The 17,836-nt window shown below is 37.6% G+C and carries 18 protein-coding genes; 12 read left to right on the top strand and 6 right to left on the bottom strand.

All coding sequences use genetic code 11. The annotated features are described in order from the left end of the window. Positions 1-3 precede the first annotated feature (3 nt). The 7 genes from ACFJGY_RS00860 to ACFJGY_RS00830 are packed head-to-tail and all read left to right on the top strand — an operon-like array spanning position 4 to position 5,803. Positions 4-651, top strand: coding sequence for a DUF4291 domain-containing protein (locus ACFJGY_RS00860; protein ID WP_379966899.1), 648 nt, complete (start codon positions 4-6; stop codon positions 649-651). Then, positions 635-1,147 (top strand): O-acetyl-ADP-ribose deacetylase, encoded by a 513-nt coding sequence (locus tag ACFJGY_RS00855; protein WP_379966896.1) that lies wholly within the window; start codon positions 635-637, stop codon positions 1,145-1,147. The genes ACFJGY_RS00860 and ACFJGY_RS00855 overlap by 17 nt, the downstream gene beginning before the upstream one ends. A 4-nt stretch (positions 1,148-1,151) precedes the next feature. Further along, the gene (locus ACFJGY_RS00850) at positions 1,152-1,841 is read left to right on the top strand and encodes an NAD-dependent deacylase (protein WP_379966893.1); all 690 of its coding nucleotides are present in this window, start codon (positions 1,152-1,154) and stop codon (positions 1,839-1,841) included. Then, the gene (locus ACFJGY_RS00845; protein ID WP_379966890.1) at positions 1,838-2,779 is read left to right on the top strand and encodes an ADP-ribosylglycohydrolase family protein; all 942 of its coding nucleotides are present in this window, start codon (positions 1,838-1,840) and stop codon (positions 2,777-2,779) included. The genes ACFJGY_RS00850 and ACFJGY_RS00845 overlap by 4 nt, the downstream gene beginning before the upstream one ends. Before the next feature lie 12 nt (positions 2,780-2,791). Next, positions 2,792-3,334, top strand: coding sequence for an RNA 2'-phosphotransferase (locus tag ACFJGY_RS00840; protein WP_379966886.1), 543 nt, complete (start codon positions 2,792-2,794; stop codon positions 3,332-3,334). After that, entirely contained in the window at positions 3,335-4,069 is a 735-nt protein-coding gene (locus ACFJGY_RS00835) for a metallophosphoesterase family protein (protein WP_379966883.1), read from the top strand. Between the two features lie 21 nt (positions 4,070-4,090). Beyond that, positions 4,091-5,803 carry a M14 family zinc carboxypeptidase gene (locus ACFJGY_RS00830; protein ID WP_379966880.1) on the top strand — a complete coding sequence of 571 codons (1,713 nt, stop codon included), beginning with the start codon at positions 4,091-4,093 and terminating at the stop codon, positions 5,801-5,803. 212 nt (positions 5,804-6,015) lie between these two features. On the opposite strand, the gene ACFJGY_RS00825 is transcribed toward ACFJGY_RS00830, so the two are convergent. Then, positions 6,016-6,300 (bottom strand): hypothetical protein, encoded by a 285-nt coding sequence (locus tag ACFJGY_RS00825; RefSeq protein ID WP_379966877.1) that lies wholly within the window; start codon positions 6,298-6,300, stop codon positions 6,016-6,018. Beyond that, on the bottom strand, positions 6,287-6,631 hold the full coding sequence (locus tag ACFJGY_RS00820; protein WP_379966874.1) for a hypothetical protein: 345 nt from the start codon (positions 6,629-6,631) through the stop codon (positions 6,287-6,289). The genes ACFJGY_RS00825 and ACFJGY_RS00820 overlap by 14 nt, the downstream gene beginning before the upstream one ends. 166 nt (positions 6,632-6,797) lie before the next feature. Here ACFJGY_RS00820 and ACFJGY_RS00815 point away from each other — a divergent pair, with 166 nt between their 5' ends. Together ACFJGY_RS00815 and ACFJGY_RS00810 are read left to right on the top strand one after the other, a co-directional pair. Beyond that, a complete protein-coding gene (locus tag ACFJGY_RS00815; RefSeq protein ID WP_379966871.1) occupies positions 6,798-8,657 on the top strand; it encodes a M1 family metallopeptidase in 1,860 nt (619 codons plus the stop codon). 81 nt (positions 8,658-8,738) lie between these two features. Next, positions 8,739-9,497 carry a type III pantothenate kinase gene (locus tag ACFJGY_RS00810; RefSeq protein WP_379966868.1) on the top strand — a complete coding sequence of 253 codons (759 nt, stop codon included), beginning with the start codon at positions 8,739-8,741 and terminating at the stop codon, positions 9,495-9,497. Here ACFJGY_RS00810 and ACFJGY_RS00805 read toward each other — a convergent pair whose 3' ends face one another. From ACFJGY_RS00805 to ACFJGY_RS00790, 4 genes are all read right to left on the bottom strand, one after another. Then, on the bottom strand, positions 9,498-9,929 hold the full coding sequence (locus ACFJGY_RS00805; protein ID WP_379966865.1) for a nucleoside deaminase: 432 nt from the start codon (positions 9,927-9,929) through the stop codon (positions 9,498-9,500). It lies immediately after the preceding gene. Further along, positions 9,930-10,355: an RrF2 family transcriptional regulator gene (locus ACFJGY_RS00800; RefSeq protein WP_379966862.1), complete on the bottom strand. Its 426-nt coding sequence runs from the start codon at positions 10,353-10,355 to the stop codon at positions 9,930-9,932. Between the two features lie 109 nt (positions 10,356-10,464). Beyond that, positions 10,465-11,985, bottom strand: coding sequence for a G-D-S-L family lipolytic protein (locus ACFJGY_RS00795; RefSeq protein WP_379966859.1), 1,521 nt, complete (start codon positions 11,983-11,985; stop codon positions 10,465-10,467). Between the two features lie 18 nt (positions 11,986-12,003). Beyond that, on the bottom strand, positions 12,004-13,242 hold the full coding sequence (locus ACFJGY_RS00790; protein ID WP_379966856.1) for an OmpP1/FadL family transporter: 1,239 nt from the start codon (positions 13,240-13,242) through the stop codon (positions 12,004-12,006). A gap of 379 nt (positions 13,243-13,621) precedes the next feature. On the opposite strand from ACFJGY_RS00790, the gene ricT reads away from it, so the two are divergent. From ricT to ACFJGY_RS00775, 3 genes are read left to right on the top strand one after another with little or no spacing between them, the layout of a single operon-like run. Then, positions 13,622-14,989: a regulatory iron-sulfur-containing complex subunit RicT gene (gene ricT / locus ACFJGY_RS00785; protein WP_379966853.1), complete on the top strand. Its 1,368-nt coding sequence runs from the start codon at positions 13,622-13,624 to the stop codon at positions 14,987-14,989. Next, positions 14,982-15,443 carry a gliding motility lipoprotein GldH gene (locus ACFJGY_RS00780; RefSeq protein ID WP_379966850.1) on the top strand — a complete coding sequence of 154 codons (462 nt, stop codon included), beginning with the start codon at positions 14,982-14,984 and terminating at the stop codon, positions 15,441-15,443. Before ricT ends, ACFJGY_RS00780 begins: the two co-directional genes overlap by 8 nt. 7 nt (positions 15,444-15,450) lie before the next feature. Beyond that, a complete protein-coding gene (locus ACFJGY_RS00775; RefSeq protein WP_379966847.1) occupies positions 15,451-17,808 on the top strand; it encodes a penicillin-binding protein 1A in 2,358 nt (785 codons plus the stop codon). Positions 17,809-17,836: the final 28 nt, after the last annotated feature.

Here is a 17,836-nt window from a genome sequence, read left to right as displayed (position 1 = left end):
ACAATGAAACTTAAATTAAAAAAATATACAGAACAATTACAGGATTGGCCACAAACGGGACATCACATTATGGCGCAATTTGATGATGAAAAAATTGTCGTTTATCAATCTTACCGAAAATCAATTGGAAAGTTTGCCGTTAAAAATCAATATTTTGGCGGAGAATTCAGTTTGGAAAGAATGACCTGGATCAAACCAAACTTTCTTTGGATGATGTACAGAAATGGCTGGGGAACGAAGGGAAATCAGGAATGTGTTTTGGCAATTTATCTAAAAATTGATGCTTTTAAAAGATATCTTGAAAATGCAGTTTATTCTTCTTATGACGAATCTATGGATTTTTCGAGAGAAGAGTGGCAAGAGCAAATCAATGAATCTTCTGTGAGATTGCAATGGGATCCGGATCACAACCCTTTCGGAAACAAATTGGAAAGAAGAGCAATACAGATTGGTTTAAGGAATGAATTTACCCGTTCTTTTGCCAAAAATGATATTCTTTTGATTGAGGATATTTCTGACTTTGTAAAGGAGCAGCATCAATTTATATTGAACAATGATTTGGATAAACTGATAATTCCTGAAGAAAAGGCATTGTTATTTGATGATGGAAATTTGAATAAAAAACTCAAACTCAATGAAACTAACAATTGAAATTATAAAAGCCGACATCACAAAAATCAATGCAGACGCAATTGTCAACGCCGCCAATTCTTCTTTGCTTGGTGGAGGCGGTGTTGACGGCGCAATTCACCGTGCAGGCGGAAAACGAATTCTGGAAGAATGTATGGAAATCAGAAACCGGCAAGGTAAATGCAAAACCGGAGAAGCGGTGGTGACATCAGGAGGAAATCTTCCTGCAAATTATGTCATCCATACCGTTGGACCAATCTGGAATAATAATGTAGAAAAGTGTTCCAAATTACTGACAAACTGCTATAAAAATTCTTTGAAATTAGCAGAAAGTCTAAACGTAAAAACAATCGCTTTTCCGAATATCAGCACCGGCGTTTACCGTTTTCCAAAAGATCTGGCTGCTAAAATTGCGGTTCATGAGGTTCAGAATTTTGAATCTGACGTTATTGAGAAAGTTATTTTTGTCTGTTTTGATGATGAGAATTTGGAGATTTATAAAAAATTATTAAAGTAAAACGATGAAAAAACTGACCATATTAAGCGGTGCTGGAATCAGTGCAGAAAGTGGAATAAAAACATTCAGAGACGGAGATGGTCTTTGGGAAAATCATAGTATAACAGATGTGGCAAGTCCGGAAGGCTGGCAAAAAGACAGGGCTCTGGTTTTGGAATTTTATAATCAGAGACGCCGCCAGATTCACGAAGTGCATCCAAACGAAGCACACAAATTAATTGCCGATTTAGAAAAACATTTTGAGGTTCAAATCATCACGCAGAATATAGACGATTTGCATGAAAGAGCTGGGTCATCAAATATTCTTCATATTCACGGAGAATTATTAAAATCCTGCTCCTGCAATAATAAGGCTCTGATCTATGACCAAAAGGGAGATATCAATTTGGGAGACAAAGCGGAAGATGGTGCTCAGTTGAGACCATTTATTGTTTGGTTTGGAGAAGATGTTCCTCTAATGAAAGAAGCTACAAAAAAAGCGAAAGAAGCAGATATTTTTTTAGTTATCGGAACTTCTTTACAAGTTTATCCGGCTGCGGGATTGATTCATGATATAAAAGATGATTGTCTTTTAATTGTTATCAATCCAAATGAGACAGGTTTTGGATACGGGCAAAGAGCTGTTGTAATAAAAGAAACCGCAACAAGAGGAATGAAGTTGTTGTTTGATAAGCTTGTAAATTTAGCGCAATGAAAAACAGTATAAAAGCCGCTGTTTTTGGAGTTTGCATTGGTGATGCTTTGGGTGTTCCTGTGGAATTTAAGAAAAGAGAAGATTTGAAGAAAGTTCCTGTGACTGATTATTTAGAATATATGTCTTGGAATCAGCCAAAAGGAACTTGGAGCGATGACAGTTCTTTGACGCTTTGCCTTGCAGACGTATTGACCAAAGGTTATGATCTGGAAAAAATAGGACTGAGCTTTGTGAAATGGGTAAAATATGGACACTGGACTGCTCACGGGAAATTGTTTGATATAGGCGGAACAACCAGACATTCAATTGCAAGATTAATTAAGGGAGAAAGCGCAAATTTTTCAGGAAATATTTTTGAAGAAGATAACGGAAACGGCTCATTAATGAGAATTCTTCCATTGGCTTTTTATCTTAAAGATGAAGAAAATATTGGAAAATTATATCAGACTGTAAAAGAAGTTTCGTCGATTACACACGGACATTTCCGTTCAGTTTTTGCGTGTTTTATTTATATTGTTTTTGCGATTGAATTAATTAAAGGAAAAAGCAAAATAGAAGCTTATAGTTACATGCAGAGAACAGTGTTGGAATATGCTGTAAATCAAGAATTTAATCCAAAAGAAGTTGAACTTTTCGAAAGAATTTTAAAGAATAATATTTCAAATTATCCCGAAGATGAAATTAAAAGCAGTGGTTACGTTCTTCACAGTTTAGAAGCTTCATTATGGTGTTTTCTGAATTCTGAAAGTTATTCCGAAGCGGTTTTGAAAGCTGTCAATTTAGGAGAAGATACTGATACAACCGGAGCAATCACAGGCGGAATTGCCGGAATATACAATGGTTTTGAAAATATTCCTGCAGAATGGATTTCTGAACTGGTAAGAAAAGATGATATTGAAAATCTTTGCATTAGATTGGAAAATAAATTATTGCATTAAAAACTAATAGCCATGACCGAACCAGAAAAGAAAAATATCAGCAAGTTCCTAAGCTTCGTCCTTCGGCACAAACCGGAAACGATCAGCTTAACTTTAGACGAAAACGGCTGGGCGGATGTTGATGAGCTGATTACAAAATCTACAAATTATTCCCAAAGTTTTACTTTTGAAGAACTGGACGAGATTGTGCAGACCAATGATAAGAAACGTTTTATTTTCAATGAAGATAAAACTAAAATTAGAGCAAATCAGGGACATTCGATTGATGTTGATTTGGCTTTGACTCCACAACAGCCACCAGAATTTCTCTATCACGGAACTGCTCAAAGTAATATTGATTCTATCTTGGAAAACGGAATTGAAAAAAGAAACCGGCAGTACGTACATCTTAGTCAGGAAAAAGAAACTGCTACCAAAGTCGGAATGCGCCACGGAAAACCAATGATTTTGACCATCAAAACTGGAAAAATGTTTGAAGACGGAAGTCTCTTTTATCTTTCAGATAATAATGTTTGGCTGACGGATTTTGTGGATGCGAAATATATTTCGAAATAAATGAAAAGAACATTAGCAATCGGCGACATTCATGGAGGATTCAAAGCTTTGAAACAAGTTTTGGAAAGAGCCAAAGTCACAGAGAATGATAAATTAATCTTTCTTGGAGATTACGTCGATGGTTGGAGCGAATCTTCTCAAATCATTCGATTTTTAATTGAATTTTCAGAAAAGCAGGAATGTATTTTCATCAAAGGAAATCACGATGCTTGGACGGAAAATTGGCTTGCTTTCGGAACAGCACCCGATGTCTGGCTTTTCAATGGCGGGAAAAGTACAGTTGAGAGTTATTCAGATTATTCTTCGGAAGATTTGGAAAAACATCTTGAATTTTTTCAACGGATGAAAAATTATTATGTTGACGATGAAAACCGTTTGTTCATTCACGCAGGTTATTCTTCTATGCACGGACCGGAAAAAGAAGTGTATTCCAGCAATTATCGTTGGGACAGAACTTTGTGGGAAACGGCTGTTGCGATGGATAGAAAGTTGTCAAAAAATTCAGAATTGTATCCGAAAAGACTGCTTTTGTATAAAGAAATTTTCATCGGTCACACGCCAACTTTATATTTGGGAATCAAAGAACCTATCAACAAAGCTAACATTTGGAACTTGGATACTGGAGCGGGTTTTGCTGGCTTCTTGTCTATTATGGATATCTATACGAAAGAATTCTGGCAGAGTGATTCGCTTCCGTCATTATATCCAAATGAAAAAGGAAGGAATTTTTATTGACCGATTTTCTACATTTGTATTATGAAAAATCTCTCCATCCTATTTGTCCTCATTTCGGTTTTCGGTTATTCTCAAATCCTAACACCTTACGAAAAAGGTAATGGTAATCAAACCACCACTTTTGATGAGATGCGAAAGTTCTATCAGGAATTAACAAAACAATATCCATCCATCAGTTATGAAACAAAAGGTGAAGATGACAACGGCGCGCCAATCGATGTTGTGATTTTCAACCCAACCAAACAAAGTTTCGAAGAAGCAAGAAAAGGAAAATCGGTCTTGTTCGTCAATAACGGCATTCATCCAGGCGAACCGGACGGCATTGATGCAACAATGATATTAATGAGAGACTTAGCAACCGGAAAAATCAAAGCTCCGAAAAATGTAATCATCGCAGCAATTGCAAGTTACAATATCAGCGGAATGATGAACCGGGGAAGTTTTTCCAGAGCCAATCAAAATGGTCCGGAAGAATATGGTTTCCGAGGAAATGCCAGAAATTACGATTTGAACAGAGATTTCATCAAAACAGATTCCAAAAATTCCAGAAGTTTTCAGCAGATTTTTCAATGGCTGAAACCTGATGTTTTCATAGACAATCACGTGAGCAATGGCGCTGATTATCAATACACTTTCACTTATATTTCGACCAACAAAGAACGGTTGGGAAATGTTCTCGGCAATTATTTCAATGGCGAAATGCAGAAAACACTTCTGAAAAATATGGAGAAAAAAGGCATCATTTCCGTGCCTTATGTCAACATTCACGGTGATGTTCCGGATGGCGGTTTCCCGGCGTTCATCGATTCTCCGAGATATGCGACAGGTTACACGACGCTGTTCAATACCATCGGGACGGTTGTGGAAACGCATATGTTAAAGCCGTACAAAGACCGCGTGAAAGTGACTTACGATTATATGGTGGATAACATTAATTATATCGATGAAAATTTCAAAACCATTCAGCAAAAAAGAGCCGAAAATCTGAAACAGTACCAAGTCGGAAATCTATACACAATCTCGTGGAAACTCGATTCTACAAAATATGAAAATATCGATTTCAAAGGATTTGAAGCGAAATACAAACCAAGCGACGTTTCCGGAAAAACCAGACTTTGGTACGACAGAAAATCACCGTTTTCGAATCCCGTGAAATATTACAATACTTACGTTCCGGCAAAAGAAGTCGCAATCCCAAAATATTATGTCATTCCACAATCCGAATGGAAAGTAATTGATTTACTGAAACTTAACCAGATCAAAATGATTCCGATAAAACAGGATTCTGCGATTGTGGTGGAAAGTTACAGAATCAAAGATTTCAAAACCGTTCCCAATCCTTACGAAGGCCATTATCTGCATTACGACACATTTGTGACCAAAGATTCTGGCAAAATGAATTTCCGAGCGGGCGATTTTCTGGTTCCGCTAAATCAGGATGGCGTGAAATTTCTCTTAGAAACTTTGGAGCCGGAAGCGGTAGATTCTTACTTCAACTGGAATTTCTTTGATGCGATGCTGGGTCAAAAAGAATATTATTCGCCTTATGTTTTCGAAGATACGGCGGCCAAACTTCTGAAAGAAAACAAAGCTTTGAAAACTGCTTTCGAAATGGAAAAATCGATTAATCCAAAATTTGCCGAAGACGGACAAGCACAGCTGGATTGGGTTTACAAACATTCCGAGTATTACGAGAAAACGCATCGGCTTTATCAGGTTTTTAGGATTAATTAGAATTTGACTTCGTCGAACCACGTTTTAGGTTTGGGCAGCTTTTCCGCCTTCCACTCCCAATCTTTTTTGCAGAAGTTTTCAGTTTAAATAGAACTTAATCAAAGCAAAAAAGGATTTCCGCTCAAGTCGGGCTGCGGATTCAACATCAAAACAGCATTTGTACTAAAAGACAAGTTTGTAATTCCGCAAGAATCCAGATTAAAATATCATTTCTAATTATCAGATTTGAATTTCATAATAGTTTGATGAACCTGTTTGTCGATTTCTCCTACAATATTTCTTTCACTGTATTTTGTAAGAGCATAATATTGAATATCATTTGCTAATTGGTTTAAATAATTTTTGCCATTCAATTTATACTGACTACTCTCTGATTCATTTAATTCTATTAATCTACTAAAACCAACAGATGAATTACTGCAATTAACATCAATGAAAAAATTATCTTCATTAGTTAAGAAGAACCAAAAATGAGCTTCAAAATCAATTACTCTCATTTGATATTTTTAAAATAGTTCTTCGATATATTTTTTCCGAGTACGCTTCAATAAATTCAAATTCATTTTCCCTTTCATCAAACTGAATAATATAATCGGCACCAATTTCATAACTTAATTTATCGCCATCAAACATTAATCTTGCACCACTAATTCTTCCTGCAAAATTTTTCAAAATAAATTCTGTACTTGAAAACGTCGTGAAATGTCTGTCAAAATTATCTTTATGAGTACAAATGGATTCTTTAAAATATAATACTTTACCAATATTAACCGAAAAATTTTCTACAAAATTTATTACTTTGTCTCTTACTTCTTTATCAAAAGCCATTTTAATTTGTTATTAACATTCAAATATACCATTTTCCAATAAAGAGGCATCAACCTTCCCCGCCTTTCCACTTGCCATTCAACAAAAACTTAGTATTTTTGAGACAATTAAAAATAGAAAACCTTTAGGAGCATCAAATCTCTAAAAGGTTCACAAAAATAATTCTATGAAAAAAACTGCTTACTCTTTAGTCTTTACGCTTTGTTCTTTATTCTCTTTTGCTCAGCAAAACGCTTACTCCCAGCAATATGCAAAATATAAAATGGATATTGATGTGGATGCTGCCAACTTCACTTACCAAGGGAAGCAGACTTTGCAATATCAAAACAATTCTCCGGACGAGCTGAGAGTTGCCTATTTCCATTTGTATTGGAATGCCTTCAAAGCAGGTTCTATGATGGATCAGCGTGTGCAAGGTCAAGGCGTGAATGCAGACGGAAGATTAGCAAAAAGAGTTGGAAATACAGTCGTTTCCAGATTATCCGAAATTCCCAAGAATGAGGAAGGCGCACAGAATATTCGCTGGATAAAACAGAACGGAAAAGATTTGAAATTCGAGATTCAGGGAACGGTAATGAAAGTTTACCTTGCTGATGTTATCAAACCAAATTCTTCCACCACTTTCACAATGGAATGGGATGCCGTCATCCCAATGCAGATCCGAAGAAGCGGACGTAACAACCGAGAAGGCGTAGATATGACAATGACACAATGGTACCCGAAAATCGCTGAATATGATTATGACGGCTGGGCAGCTTTCGATTACATCGGAAGAGAGTTCCACGCCCCGTTTTCTGATTTTGAGGTTAATATCAAAATCGATAAAAATTATGTCATCGGAGCCGGCGGAAATCTGGAAAATCCAACTGAAGTGAAAGGTTACGACAGCAATGCAACCATCAAACAGGATATTTCCAACAAAGTAACCTGGAAATGGACTGCGAAAAATATCCTTGATTTTGCCTGGGCTGCAGACAGAGATTATTCGGTGGACAGTTTCTCAGTGCTTGATGGGCCAAAGGTTTTCTTAGTTTATCAAAAATCCGAAAAGACAAAATACTGGTCGGAGCTTAAACCTTACATCACGAAATATTACCAATTGATGAACGCCACTTTCGGGCGGTACAAATGGCCAAGTTATTCCTTCATTCAAGGTGGTGACGGGGGAATGGAATACGGTATGTGCACAATGGTTTTGGGTGAAGCAACAACTCTGGAAGGACTTTGCGGATTGATGTTCCACGAAGGCGCTCACTCCTGGTTTCAGCAGATGCTGGCGACCAATGAAAGCGTGAGACCTTGGATGGATGAGGGTTTCACGCAGTATGCCGAGGATTATGTGTCATACAGATTGTTCCCGCCAAAAGAATCTCAACCCAATCCTTTTGTTGGAGCAATTAAGGCTTATGCTAATTTTGCAAAATCGGGGAAAGAAGAACCTGCAGTCTGGCTGGCAGACCACCACGACAACGGAACTGCTTATACCTACGCAAGTTACATCAAAGGCGAAACGTTTTTGGTGGAGCTAGGTTATATCGTTGGAGAGGAAAATCTCAACAGGATTATGATGAAATATTATGACGAATGGGCAATGAAACATCCGACAGAAAGAGATTTTATCCACATCGCACAACTGGTTACCGGAATGGATTTGAAATGGTTTCAGCATTATTGGATCAATACAACAAAAACTATCGATTACGGAATCAAGAATGTGAAATATGACCCGGAGTCTACTACAATTACGTTAGTCAATAAAGGCGACGTCCCAATGCCGATCGATTTCAGTGTTTTGACAAAAGACAAAAAGGTTATTAATTATAATATTCCATTAAGTCTTACCAGAAACTGGAAAACAAAAGATATTTACGGACCTTTCAAAACTTTACCTTATTGGGCGTGGACTCAGCAGGAATATACATTTACAATTCCTTATACGAAAGCTCAGCTATCTGCAATCGGCATTGATTTCAGTCAGCGATTGGCAGATGTGAATTCTGAGGATAATTATCTGGAAGTAAAATAAAAATTGTAAAAAGTAAAATGTATTAAGTATAATGACTTTTTGATACTTCGTGCATTTTACTTAATGCTTAATACAAAATTTATGAATTCTATCGTAATCAATATAGGAAACACGAATATCCGTTTTGGATTGTTTGATGATGACAATTGTGACATCTCGTGGGTCATCAATACAAAACCGTACAAAACAACGGACGAACTGTATGTTCAGATCCTGATGTTGTATCAGACCTATAAAATTGACCCTCAGAATATTGATAAAATCATCATCGGTTCAGTAGTTCCCCAATTAACGAAAGTGGTGAGCAGCGGGATCAAGAAGATCCATAATAAACTTCCCATCATCGTCGACAGAAATACACCTTCTGATGTCATTCCGAAGTCCAAACAGATGGGAACTGATATCTACGCCAATCTTGTTGCAGCGCACAATCTCTATTCTGGAAAGAAGAAAATCATTATCGATTTCGGAACGGCTCTTACAGCTAGTTGCATTGATGAGAATGGCGAAACGTTAGGCGTTATCATCGCCCCCGGAATTATTACGTCACTTAATAGTCTGATTCACGATACGGCTCAGCTTCCGGAAATCGAACTGGTGAAACCGAAAACTGTTTTAGGGTTGGACACTGTTACATGTATGCAAAGCGGAATGGTTTACGGTTATCTCGGGATGGTGGAAGGTTTTATCGACAGAATTAATGATGAGGTGAATGATGATTGTTTCGTAATAGCAACCGGCGGTGTGAGCCATGTTTATAAACCATTGACTGATAAAATCAACATCGGCGACAGACTTCACACATTAAAAGGACTTTATTTTTTAGGCAAGGATCTGTAACTATCTCTTATTTTTAAAAAAATCTTTCACAATCTGGGAGCATTCGTTTTCCAGAATTCCAGTTACGACTTCTGTTTTTGGATGGAGCGATAAGTTTTTATTAATAAAACCTCTTTGCTCATCTCTTGCTCCAATCACGACTTTAGTAATCTGTGACCAGTTGAGCGCACCAGCGCACATAATACAAGGCTCCAAAGTCACATATAACGTACAATTCTGAAGATACTTCCCACCGAGGTAATTGGCGGCCGAAGTGATGGCCTGCATTTCTGCGTGAGCCGTCACATCATTCAGAGTTTCGGTAAGATTATGTGATTTTGCAATGACTCTGTTGTTGGAAACAACGACACATCCAACGGGAACTTCATCTTTTTCTAAGGCTAATCCGGCTTCCTGAAAGGCCATTTTCATAAAATATTCGTCGGTGAACATTTATATAGGTAAAGTTTCAGATTTTGTCATATCGGCAATACTTGTGTCCAAAATTGGCAACATATTGTCACGGACATTGATCAGTAATTTTCTAATGCTGCAAGTGGCTTCATCTGTGCAGTCGGCACATTTTTCATAAAAATTAAGAGATGCACAAGGCAACATTGCAACAGGTCCGTCTACGATTCTGATCACATCCAGAACTTTGATGTCGGCCGGATCTTTCATGAATGTATAACCACCTTCTGCTCCTCTTTCGCTTTTAAGAATTTTGTTTTGCTTGAGTTCGCGAAGGATCTGTTCCAGAAATTTGAGAGGAATACGTTCGTTCTCCGATATTTTTTTAGCAGAGAATAATGAGGAATTGTCCTTCCTGTTCAGGAAAAGCAAAGTTTTGATTGCGTATTTGACTCTTTTTGAAAGCATACTGTAAAAATAATCAAAATTTTATATATCAGAAATAATATTAATTTCAAATAAAAAAGCCGTCTCGTATAAGAATGAGACGGCTTTTTTATTGATTTATTAATCTTAACTAAGGAAACATAACTCCAGTGTAGGAATTTGGATTTACCATAGGAAGATTAGATCTATATTTCAAGTTGATTGCTTTCAGATATTCGTTGGCAATAATTGCATATCCACGTCCTAGTGGGTGAACGCCATCAAGAGAGAACGTGCCACCTGTTACAAATTTCGAGGTGTATTTTACACCATCCCATTGAATTCCGGAAGTGGAATTAAGTTCCATCATTTTTGCTTTTGAATCTACCAAAGCCAAACCGTATGAAGATGCCAGACTTGTAATAGAAGCGTTATATGCGTCTGTTGCAGCTGTAACCAAAGCTGATTCTGTTTTTGTCAAAACATATTGGTTATCTAATGGATAAGATACACCATATACATTTATAGAAGCAGGTGCACTTGGATTTGTTTTGGCAATGATTGAACTTGCAGGTAGCAATACGAAGTCTTCAGAAGTTGCCTGTCTTGCCTGACCATAAATTTGTCCAAATGCAGCAGCTGTAGCAGCACCTAAGGAAGGAGTCAAAGCAGCAGTCAGCTGAGCAGATAAATTCGTAAGCGAAGTATCCTTAATTAATACAGGATTTGCAGAAGTAGAAGATAATAAGTTAATTCTGGTTCCTGCACCAAAAGCTGTTAAAGCTTGTTTAAGAGGGCCATATAAACCTGAATTCAATGCTGCAAGGTTTGCACCTAAAGCTGCCGGCGTTAAAGGATTATAAGGAACGGTTGTGAAATAAGGAACAGAAGATACATAAGGAATGTTAGAAATCGCTCCTTGAGTTGTACCTACTGATTTTAATCCATCAAGAACTCCTTTTATGGAAGCTGCTACCACATTCGGATCAGAAATATCGTTAGATCCATAAGTTGCCGGATTTGTATTTCCTGTTTGATCCACACCACTTCCTCCACTTGTCGCATAACTCAATACGTCGTTTGCGCCAATCCAGAGAGAAAAGAAGGTTGGTTTTTGTGCCATCGCATCTGCAAGAACTGTTGTTGAAGCAGAAGTTGCAAATCTTACAAAATATGGATTGGCTTTGCCTGCTGCTAAGTTTGCCGCGCTTCCATAGCCCGGGGTGACAAGGTGGAAAGATTTTGCTCCGGGAACACCCATATTATTGAAGTATTTCCCTGCTCCTCCGATGATGTCCAAAGCAGCCGCAGCATCGGATTGGACTGGAGATATTGCTCCGGATACGACTTTCAGTGTGTATTTTCCTCCAAATCCAGGGATTCCTATAAAACCACCAACATCATTTGGCATCATGGGTTGTGTAAATTCTCCACCACCTGCAAGTTTCATTTGAGTTGCAAGCATCAAGGGATAAGATTCTGCTTGTCCGCTGGAGTATAATGCACCATCTCTGTATCCGGATGTCAAAGAGTTACCTAACGCAACATACTTTGAAAAATTCGCATTTCCCGACGTTACAGCAACATCTTCCGTATCATTATCGAATTCTGTTTGACAGCTTACCACAAATAAAAGAGAAGCCGCTATACCTGATAAAAATATCTTTTTCATAATTATTAATTCTAATTTTTAAAATGCATTGTAAGATAATCCTAAACCAAAGTAAAATACATCTGCCTTTGCTTGTCCGTAAAAACTGTTATAAACATTGTTTACTTTTCTGCTTTCTGGCATTGCATAAGCTCCGGAAAGATCTACGCCTAATTTGTTAAATTTAAGTCCAATACCTGCAGTCAATACATAATTGTTAAAAGAAGGTGTTTCCGGAATGAAGTTTTCATCAGAATATGGAGACTCATCATAGTACCATCCGGCTCTTGCTGCAATCATATCTGTAACCATATATTGCGTTCCAACACGTATACTTTTCGTATTTTTAAAGTTTTTAGGAGCTACCAAAATTGTAGGATCAGATGCCTGATTCCCAACAGGAGCATTGGCAAAATCCAAAGTCAGTTTATTATATCTCTCCCAGCCGTGATAGTTGAAATCTGCAGAAACCAACCATTTTGGTGTCACTTTATATGTAGCACCCAAAGTGATTTCATCTACCAAAGGCAGAGTCGCTTTGAAGTTGTCAACACCACCAGTTGCTGCCAGTCCAATATTAGGATATAACGCTGGAGAAATATTAAACGTCGCTTTTCCATTTTCAGCTTTCATATCAACAGGAGAGCGGTATGCGACACTCACATCCCACTGGCTGTCCGGCTGGAAATAGAATCCAAAACCAAAACCGTGACCTGTAGCTTCGTCATCTAAAAGATTAAGAGATCCGCCTAATTGTGTTACTCTTTTTGTCCAGTCCACTTTTCCTCTTGCATAGATATAACTGGCTCCAAAAGATGCCCAAGGTGCCAATTTCACAGAGATCATTGGTTGGAAGAAGTAGCTTTTAAGTTCTAATTTTTCTACCATTTCCGCACCTTCCCAATTTGTTGGCCATTCTATTGTGCTACCAAAAGGTGTTGAAAAACTAAACCCTACAGAAAGTTGATCCATTACTTTGTACGCAATTGCTGCATAGACTGGAGTTCCAATTGGATTATCTGTTTGAGTCTGCTGTAGAGTGCTTGTGTTCTGGAAAGTAATTTTGTTTGAAATTCCAAAACCTCCCGCAGCTACACTTAGTTTTGCAGGGATAAAAGAAATACCCGCAGGGTTGAAGAACGCAACACTTGCATCCTCTGCGTGAGCGCTGGTATGAGCCATCGCTAACTGCTTAACGCCTTGAAGAGATACTCGGAATCCTCCTGCGTATGCCATTACTCCGGCTGTTAAAGCCATGGTCATTAAAATTCTTTTCATATAGTTATTATTAATGTTCCAAATTTATAATTATTTTAATAACAATTATAAAAAAACATAAAAAATGTTAAACATTGCTATTCTTAGAATAATTGTTTAATTAATTATTTATATTAAGTGACTGTTTATTATGTATTTAGATATGTATTTTAGAAAAATTAAATCGATGTTTAATTTTAAACAATATAATGTAAACCATAGTAAAATGACTAATTTTCTTTTGAATATATCGTAATATTATATAGCTTTATATGATAAATTGCTAATATTAATCCTATATTAACTAAAAATTAACAAAAATGCGTTTTTAAAAAATATATTCATCAAGCTTAAATAAAATTTATATTAACTTTGCAATCAGACATAAAAAAAATAAAATATGAGTTGTGGATGCAAAACATCCGGCGATTCTTCCCACTCTTGCGGTACGAAGAGTGCCAGTGGGTGCAGTAGTGTAGATACATGTGGCAATAGTTATAAATTAAGTGTTTTTGACTGGCTTTCTGATGTTAATCCATCGGGTTCAAAAAGCTCAGAATATGTGGAAGTTCGTTTCAAAAACGAACGTAAATTATATTATAGAAACGTCAACAACCTGCCTTTACATATAGGAAGTATCATTGCTGTAGAATCCAGTCCGGGTCACGATATAGGTGTAGTAAGTCTTTCAGGAGAGCTGGTAAAAATCCAGATGAAGAAAAAAAACGTGCACGAAGACAGCATACAAAAGGTCTATCGCCTTGCGAATCAAAAGGATATTGAAACCTGGCAAGACCTTAGAAATAAGGAAAATGCCATCAAAGTAGATGCCCGTAAAATTGCTTACGGACTAAAGCTTGAGATGAAAATCACAGATGTAGAATATCAAGGTGATGGATCCAAGGTAACATTCTATTACACAGCGGACAACCGAATAGATTTCCGGGTGCTGATCAAAGAATACGCCTCCGCTTTCAGAACGAAGATCGATATGAAGCAAATAGGCTTCCGTCAGGAGTCTGCAAAAGTTGGTGGTATCGGATCCTGCGGTAGAGAACTTTGCTGTTCTACCTGGCTTACGGATTTCAGATCGGTGAATACCAATGCGGCGAGATATCAGCAGTTGAGCATCAATCCTCAGAAATTGGCTGGGCAATGCGGCAAACTGAAGTGTTGTCTCAACTATGAACTAGACACTTATCTGGATGTGTTGAGAGATTTCCCTTCATCCAGCACGGTTCTCAATACAGAAAAAGGGAGAGCATTCTGCATCAAGATAGACGTTTTTAAAAAGAAAATGTGGTTTGCTTATGTAGAAAATTCTATGACATGGTACGACATTGATATCTACGAAGTTCAAAAGATGATTGCCATTAATAAAAAAGGCGAGAAATCACAGGCTCTGGAAGATCTCAAAGTGGTTGAGAACCGTATGATAACTTCTGATCTGATTCAGGAAAACAGCGTTGACCGTTTTGAAAAGAAAAACAGAAAACCAAGACCGAATAATAACAGAGACAGAAACCCGAAACAATCTGATAACAAAGCTGCAAAACAGTCCGACAGGCCTGCGAGACAACCTGAAAATAGAAATCCAAAACAAGCTGATAACAGACCTCGTTCCAATGAGCAGAAACCTGTAGAAAATAAAACAGTTGTTCCACAAGTTCAGTCGACAGAGAATCAGTCTTCGGAAAATAAAACGCAAAAAAAACCGTTCAAAAAACCGAAAAAGAAATTTCCGCCGAAAAATGAAGGTAATGCTTAGATCAATAGTTGTTTTTATCCTGTTTTTATCTTTGAGTTCGTGCCAAAACGGAGACGAGAAAATTTTGGTGAATGATATAGAAAATCATTGGAAAAAAAATGATGCCCAAACATTTGATTTTGAAGTGAAAGATGCTCAGAATCAGAAAAATCTGATATTTGTAGTTCGGAATAATAACGATTATCCATATAGTAATCTTAGGCTGATTGCAAAAATCGAACACAACAAAAAGAATATCTCTACCGATACGCTCAATTTTGTATTAGCAAAACCGAATGGCGAATGGATCGGGACAGGATTCGGAGATACTAAAGAAATTCTTTTTCAGTATAAATTAAATTATAAATTTCCGCAAAACGGTAGTTATTCTGTCAAAGTTGTGCATGCAATGAGAAGAAATGTATTACCGGGAATAGAAGATATAGGAATTAAAATTCAAAACTTAAAGCCATAATTTATTAATGGAAAATAAGAAAACTGAACATAAAACTTTTCCTCTGCCAAACAAGAAAAAAGACAGATCCGGCATCAAAAAATGGATCAAGATTATCTGGATTGGATTTTTTGCCGTCGTATTAGGGATTTCTGCGACATTTTTTGCTGTTGCTCAGGGATTTGTGGGAGATATGCCTGATGTAAAAGAGTTGGAAAATCCGGATATTTATGTAGCATCAGAAATCTATTCTTCAGACAATGTTCTTTTGGGAAAATTTGAAAAAGAAAAGACCAAGCCGGTAACTTACAAACAGTTGCCGCCATTCCTTGTCTACGCTTTGCAGGCAAAAGAAGATGAGCGTTTCAAGGAACACTCTGGCATCGATCTGAAGTCTATTTTAAGAGCAATCAGATTTGGAGGAGAAAGAGGTGGTGGATCCACGATCACTCAGCAGCTTGCAAAATTATTATTCACAGGCAATGCTTCTCAAAATAAAATTGAAAGAGCTTTTCAAAAGTTGAAAGAATGGTGCGTTGCTGTCAGTCTGGAAAAACGATATACTAAGGAAGAAATCGTTGCTTTGTACTTCAACAAAATGGATTTTCTTTTCAATGCAAAAGGTATTGAGATGGCATCCAGAGTATATTTTAATAAAACAACAAGTCAGTTGACTTTGCCTGAAGCTGCCACATTTGTAGCAATGCTGGAAGCGCCGAGAAGAAATAATCCTTACAGAAATCCTGAAAGAGCAAAAGTCCGTAGAGATGTAGTTCTGAAGCAAATGCTGGACACAGGTTACATCGATAATGCAACTTATGAAAAAGCAGTAAACACTCCGATAGTTGTTGATTTTCACGAGATCAAAACTGTGGAGGATGGATTTTCTTCTTATTATAAATTCTATCTGAGAAAAGAAATCCAGCAATATCTTGACACCTACGAGAAAGAAACAGGAAAAGAGCTTAATCTTTACAAAAACGGGTTGAAGATCTACGTGACTTTAGATTCCAGAATGCAGCATTATGCAGAAGAGGCAATTAAGGAACATCTGACCAATCTTCAAAGAAATTTTGACAATGAAATGAGACGTAATCCAAACCGTCCTTATTATTATTTGTCGAAAACAGATATTAACAAACTGATGATGTCTTCCGTAAGAAGAACAGGCAGATATAAACAACTGAAAGCTGAAGGGATGTCCGAGGATTCTATTATGATGGACTTCCATAAACCCGTGAAAATGTCTAGATTTACATGGCAGGGAGAAGAAGAAGTAGAGATGTCACCTTGGGATTCTATACGCTATCACAAGCAGATTGCACAGGCGGGATTGATGTCTATGGAACCTGCAACGGGTGATATAAAAGCCTGGGTTGGTGGTATCAACTGGCAGCATTTTCAATATGATCACGTGAAGCAGGGGAAACGTCAGGTAGGATCTACCTTCAAACCTTTTGTGTACGCAACAGCAATTATGCATCTTGGGATGACACCGTGTTCTACTGTCTCAAACGCAAGTTTTAATAAAGGAACTTACCATGTTCCCGGTAGAGGTGGAATGCTGACGCTTAAAAACGCATTAGCACAATCCCAAAACCCTGTGGCGCTGCGTTTGGCAGAGATGTCAGGAACTCAGAACGTTATCCAGACCGCAAGAGATCTTGGTGTGACAACAGATATTTCTACCAGTTTGCCAATGGCATTGGGAACTTCAGATATTACAATTTACGAAATGTTGGGTGCATATAGTACATTTGCTAACTTCGGAAATTACACCAAACCGGAAATGATCTGGAGAATTGAAGATGCAAACGGCCGCGTCATCAAAGAAGTGAAGCCTGTTGTAAAAGAAGTGATGAACGAGATGTACGCCTACACAATGATCGATCTGATGAAAGGTGTAGCAGAATTCGGGACCGCCTCCGGCGAACTTAGAAGACAGGGAATCCCGGTGACTACAGAGATTGCAGGTAAAACAGGAACTACACAGAATAATTCCGACGGTTGGTTTATGGGAATCGTTCCAAAACTGGCAACCGGAGTCTGGGTAGGATGGGAAGACAGAGCAACCCACTTCTATAGTACAGGAGAAGGGCAGGGTGCAAAAATGGGTCTGCCGATCTGGGCGTTATTTATGAAGAAAGTATTTGCTGACAAAGCTTTGAATATCCTTATGGATGACAAATTCATAAAACCAGCCAACTGGACAGGAAGCTGTTCCGATCTTAATAATCTAAGAAACGGATATGGTGATGAAGGCGGATTACAGTCAATAGACGAACTCAAAAATCCAACGCAGATCGTTCCGGACAAACCCGTGAAAAAAGAAGATCATTCTAACGAAACGCTAAATTCCGAAGAAGATACAGATTTTAACAAATAAAAATATAACCCACATTTAGGATGTGGGT

The sequence above is a fragment of the Epilithonimonas sp. UC225_85 genome, from assembly GCF_042695135.1.
GTDB lineage: Bacteria > Bacteroidota > Bacteroidia > Flavobacteriales > Weeksellaceae > Epilithonimonas.
This window is presented reverse-complemented; position numbering and strand designations above follow the sequence as displayed.

Bases quoted from the DNA above. Each gene is read 5' to 3' on its own strand.
- ACFJGY_RS00860 (WP_379966899.1), top strand. From the start codon at position 4: ATGAAACTTAAATTAAAAAAATATACAGAACAATTACAGGATTGGCCA.
- ACFJGY_RS00855 (WP_379966896.1), top strand. From the start codon at position 635: ATGAAACTAACAATTGAAATTATAAAAGCCGACATCACAAAAATCAAT.
- ACFJGY_RS00850 (WP_379966893.1), top strand. From the start codon at position 1,152: ATGAAAAAACTGACCATATTAAGCGGTGCTGGAATCAGTGCAGAAAGT.
- ACFJGY_RS00845 (WP_379966890.1), top strand. From the start codon at position 1,838: ATGAAAAACAGTATAAAAGCCGCTGTTTTTGGAGTTTGCATTGGTGAT.
- ACFJGY_RS00840 (WP_379966886.1), top strand. From the start codon at position 2,792: ATGACCGAACCAGAAAAGAAAAATATCAGCAAGTTCCTAAGCTTCGTC.
- ACFJGY_RS00835 (WP_379966883.1), top strand. From the start codon at position 3,335: ATGAAAAGAACATTAGCAATCGGCGACATTCATGGAGGATTCAAAGCT.
- ACFJGY_RS00830 (WP_379966880.1), top strand. From the start codon at position 4,091: ATGAAAAATCTCTCCATCCTATTTGTCCTCATTTCGGTTTTCGGTTAT.
- ACFJGY_RS00825 (WP_379966877.1), bottom strand. From the start codon at position 6,300: ATGAGAGTAATTGATTTTGAAGCTCATTTTTGGTTCTTCTTAACTAAT.
- ACFJGY_RS00820 (WP_379966874.1), bottom strand. From the start codon at position 6,631: ATGGCTTTTGATAAAGAAGTAAGAGACAAAGTAATAAATTTTGTAGAA.
- ACFJGY_RS00815 (WP_379966871.1), top strand. From the start codon at position 6,798: ATGAAAAAAACTGCTTACTCTTTAGTCTTTACGCTTTGTTCTTTATTC.
- ACFJGY_RS00810 (WP_379966868.1), top strand. From the start codon at position 8,739: ATGAATTCTATCGTAATCAATATAGGAAACACGAATATCCGTTTTGGA.
- ACFJGY_RS00805 (WP_379966865.1), bottom strand. From the start codon at position 9,929: ATGTTCACCGACGAATATTTTATGAAAATGGCCTTTCAGGAAGCCGGA.
- ACFJGY_RS00800 (WP_379966862.1), bottom strand. From the start codon at position 10,355: ATGCTTTCAAAAAGAGTCAAATACGCAATCAAAACTTTGCTTTTCCTG.
- ACFJGY_RS00795 (WP_379966859.1), bottom strand. From the start codon at position 11,985: ATGAAAAAGATATTTTTATCAGGTATAGCGGCTTCTCTTTTATTTGTG.
- ACFJGY_RS00790 (WP_379966856.1), bottom strand. From the start codon at position 13,242: ATGAAAAGAATTTTAATGACCATGGCTTTAACAGCCGGAGTAATGGCA.
- ricT (WP_379966853.1), top strand. From the start codon at position 13,622: ATGAGTTGTGGATGCAAAACATCCGGCGATTCTTCCCACTCTTGCGGT.
- ACFJGY_RS00780 (WP_379966850.1), top strand. From the start codon at position 14,982: ATGCTTAGATCAATAGTTGTTTTTATCCTGTTTTTATCTTTGAGTTCG.
- ACFJGY_RS00775 (WP_379966847.1), top strand. From the start codon at position 15,451: ATGGAAAATAAGAAAACTGAACATAAAACTTTTCCTCTGCCAAACAAG.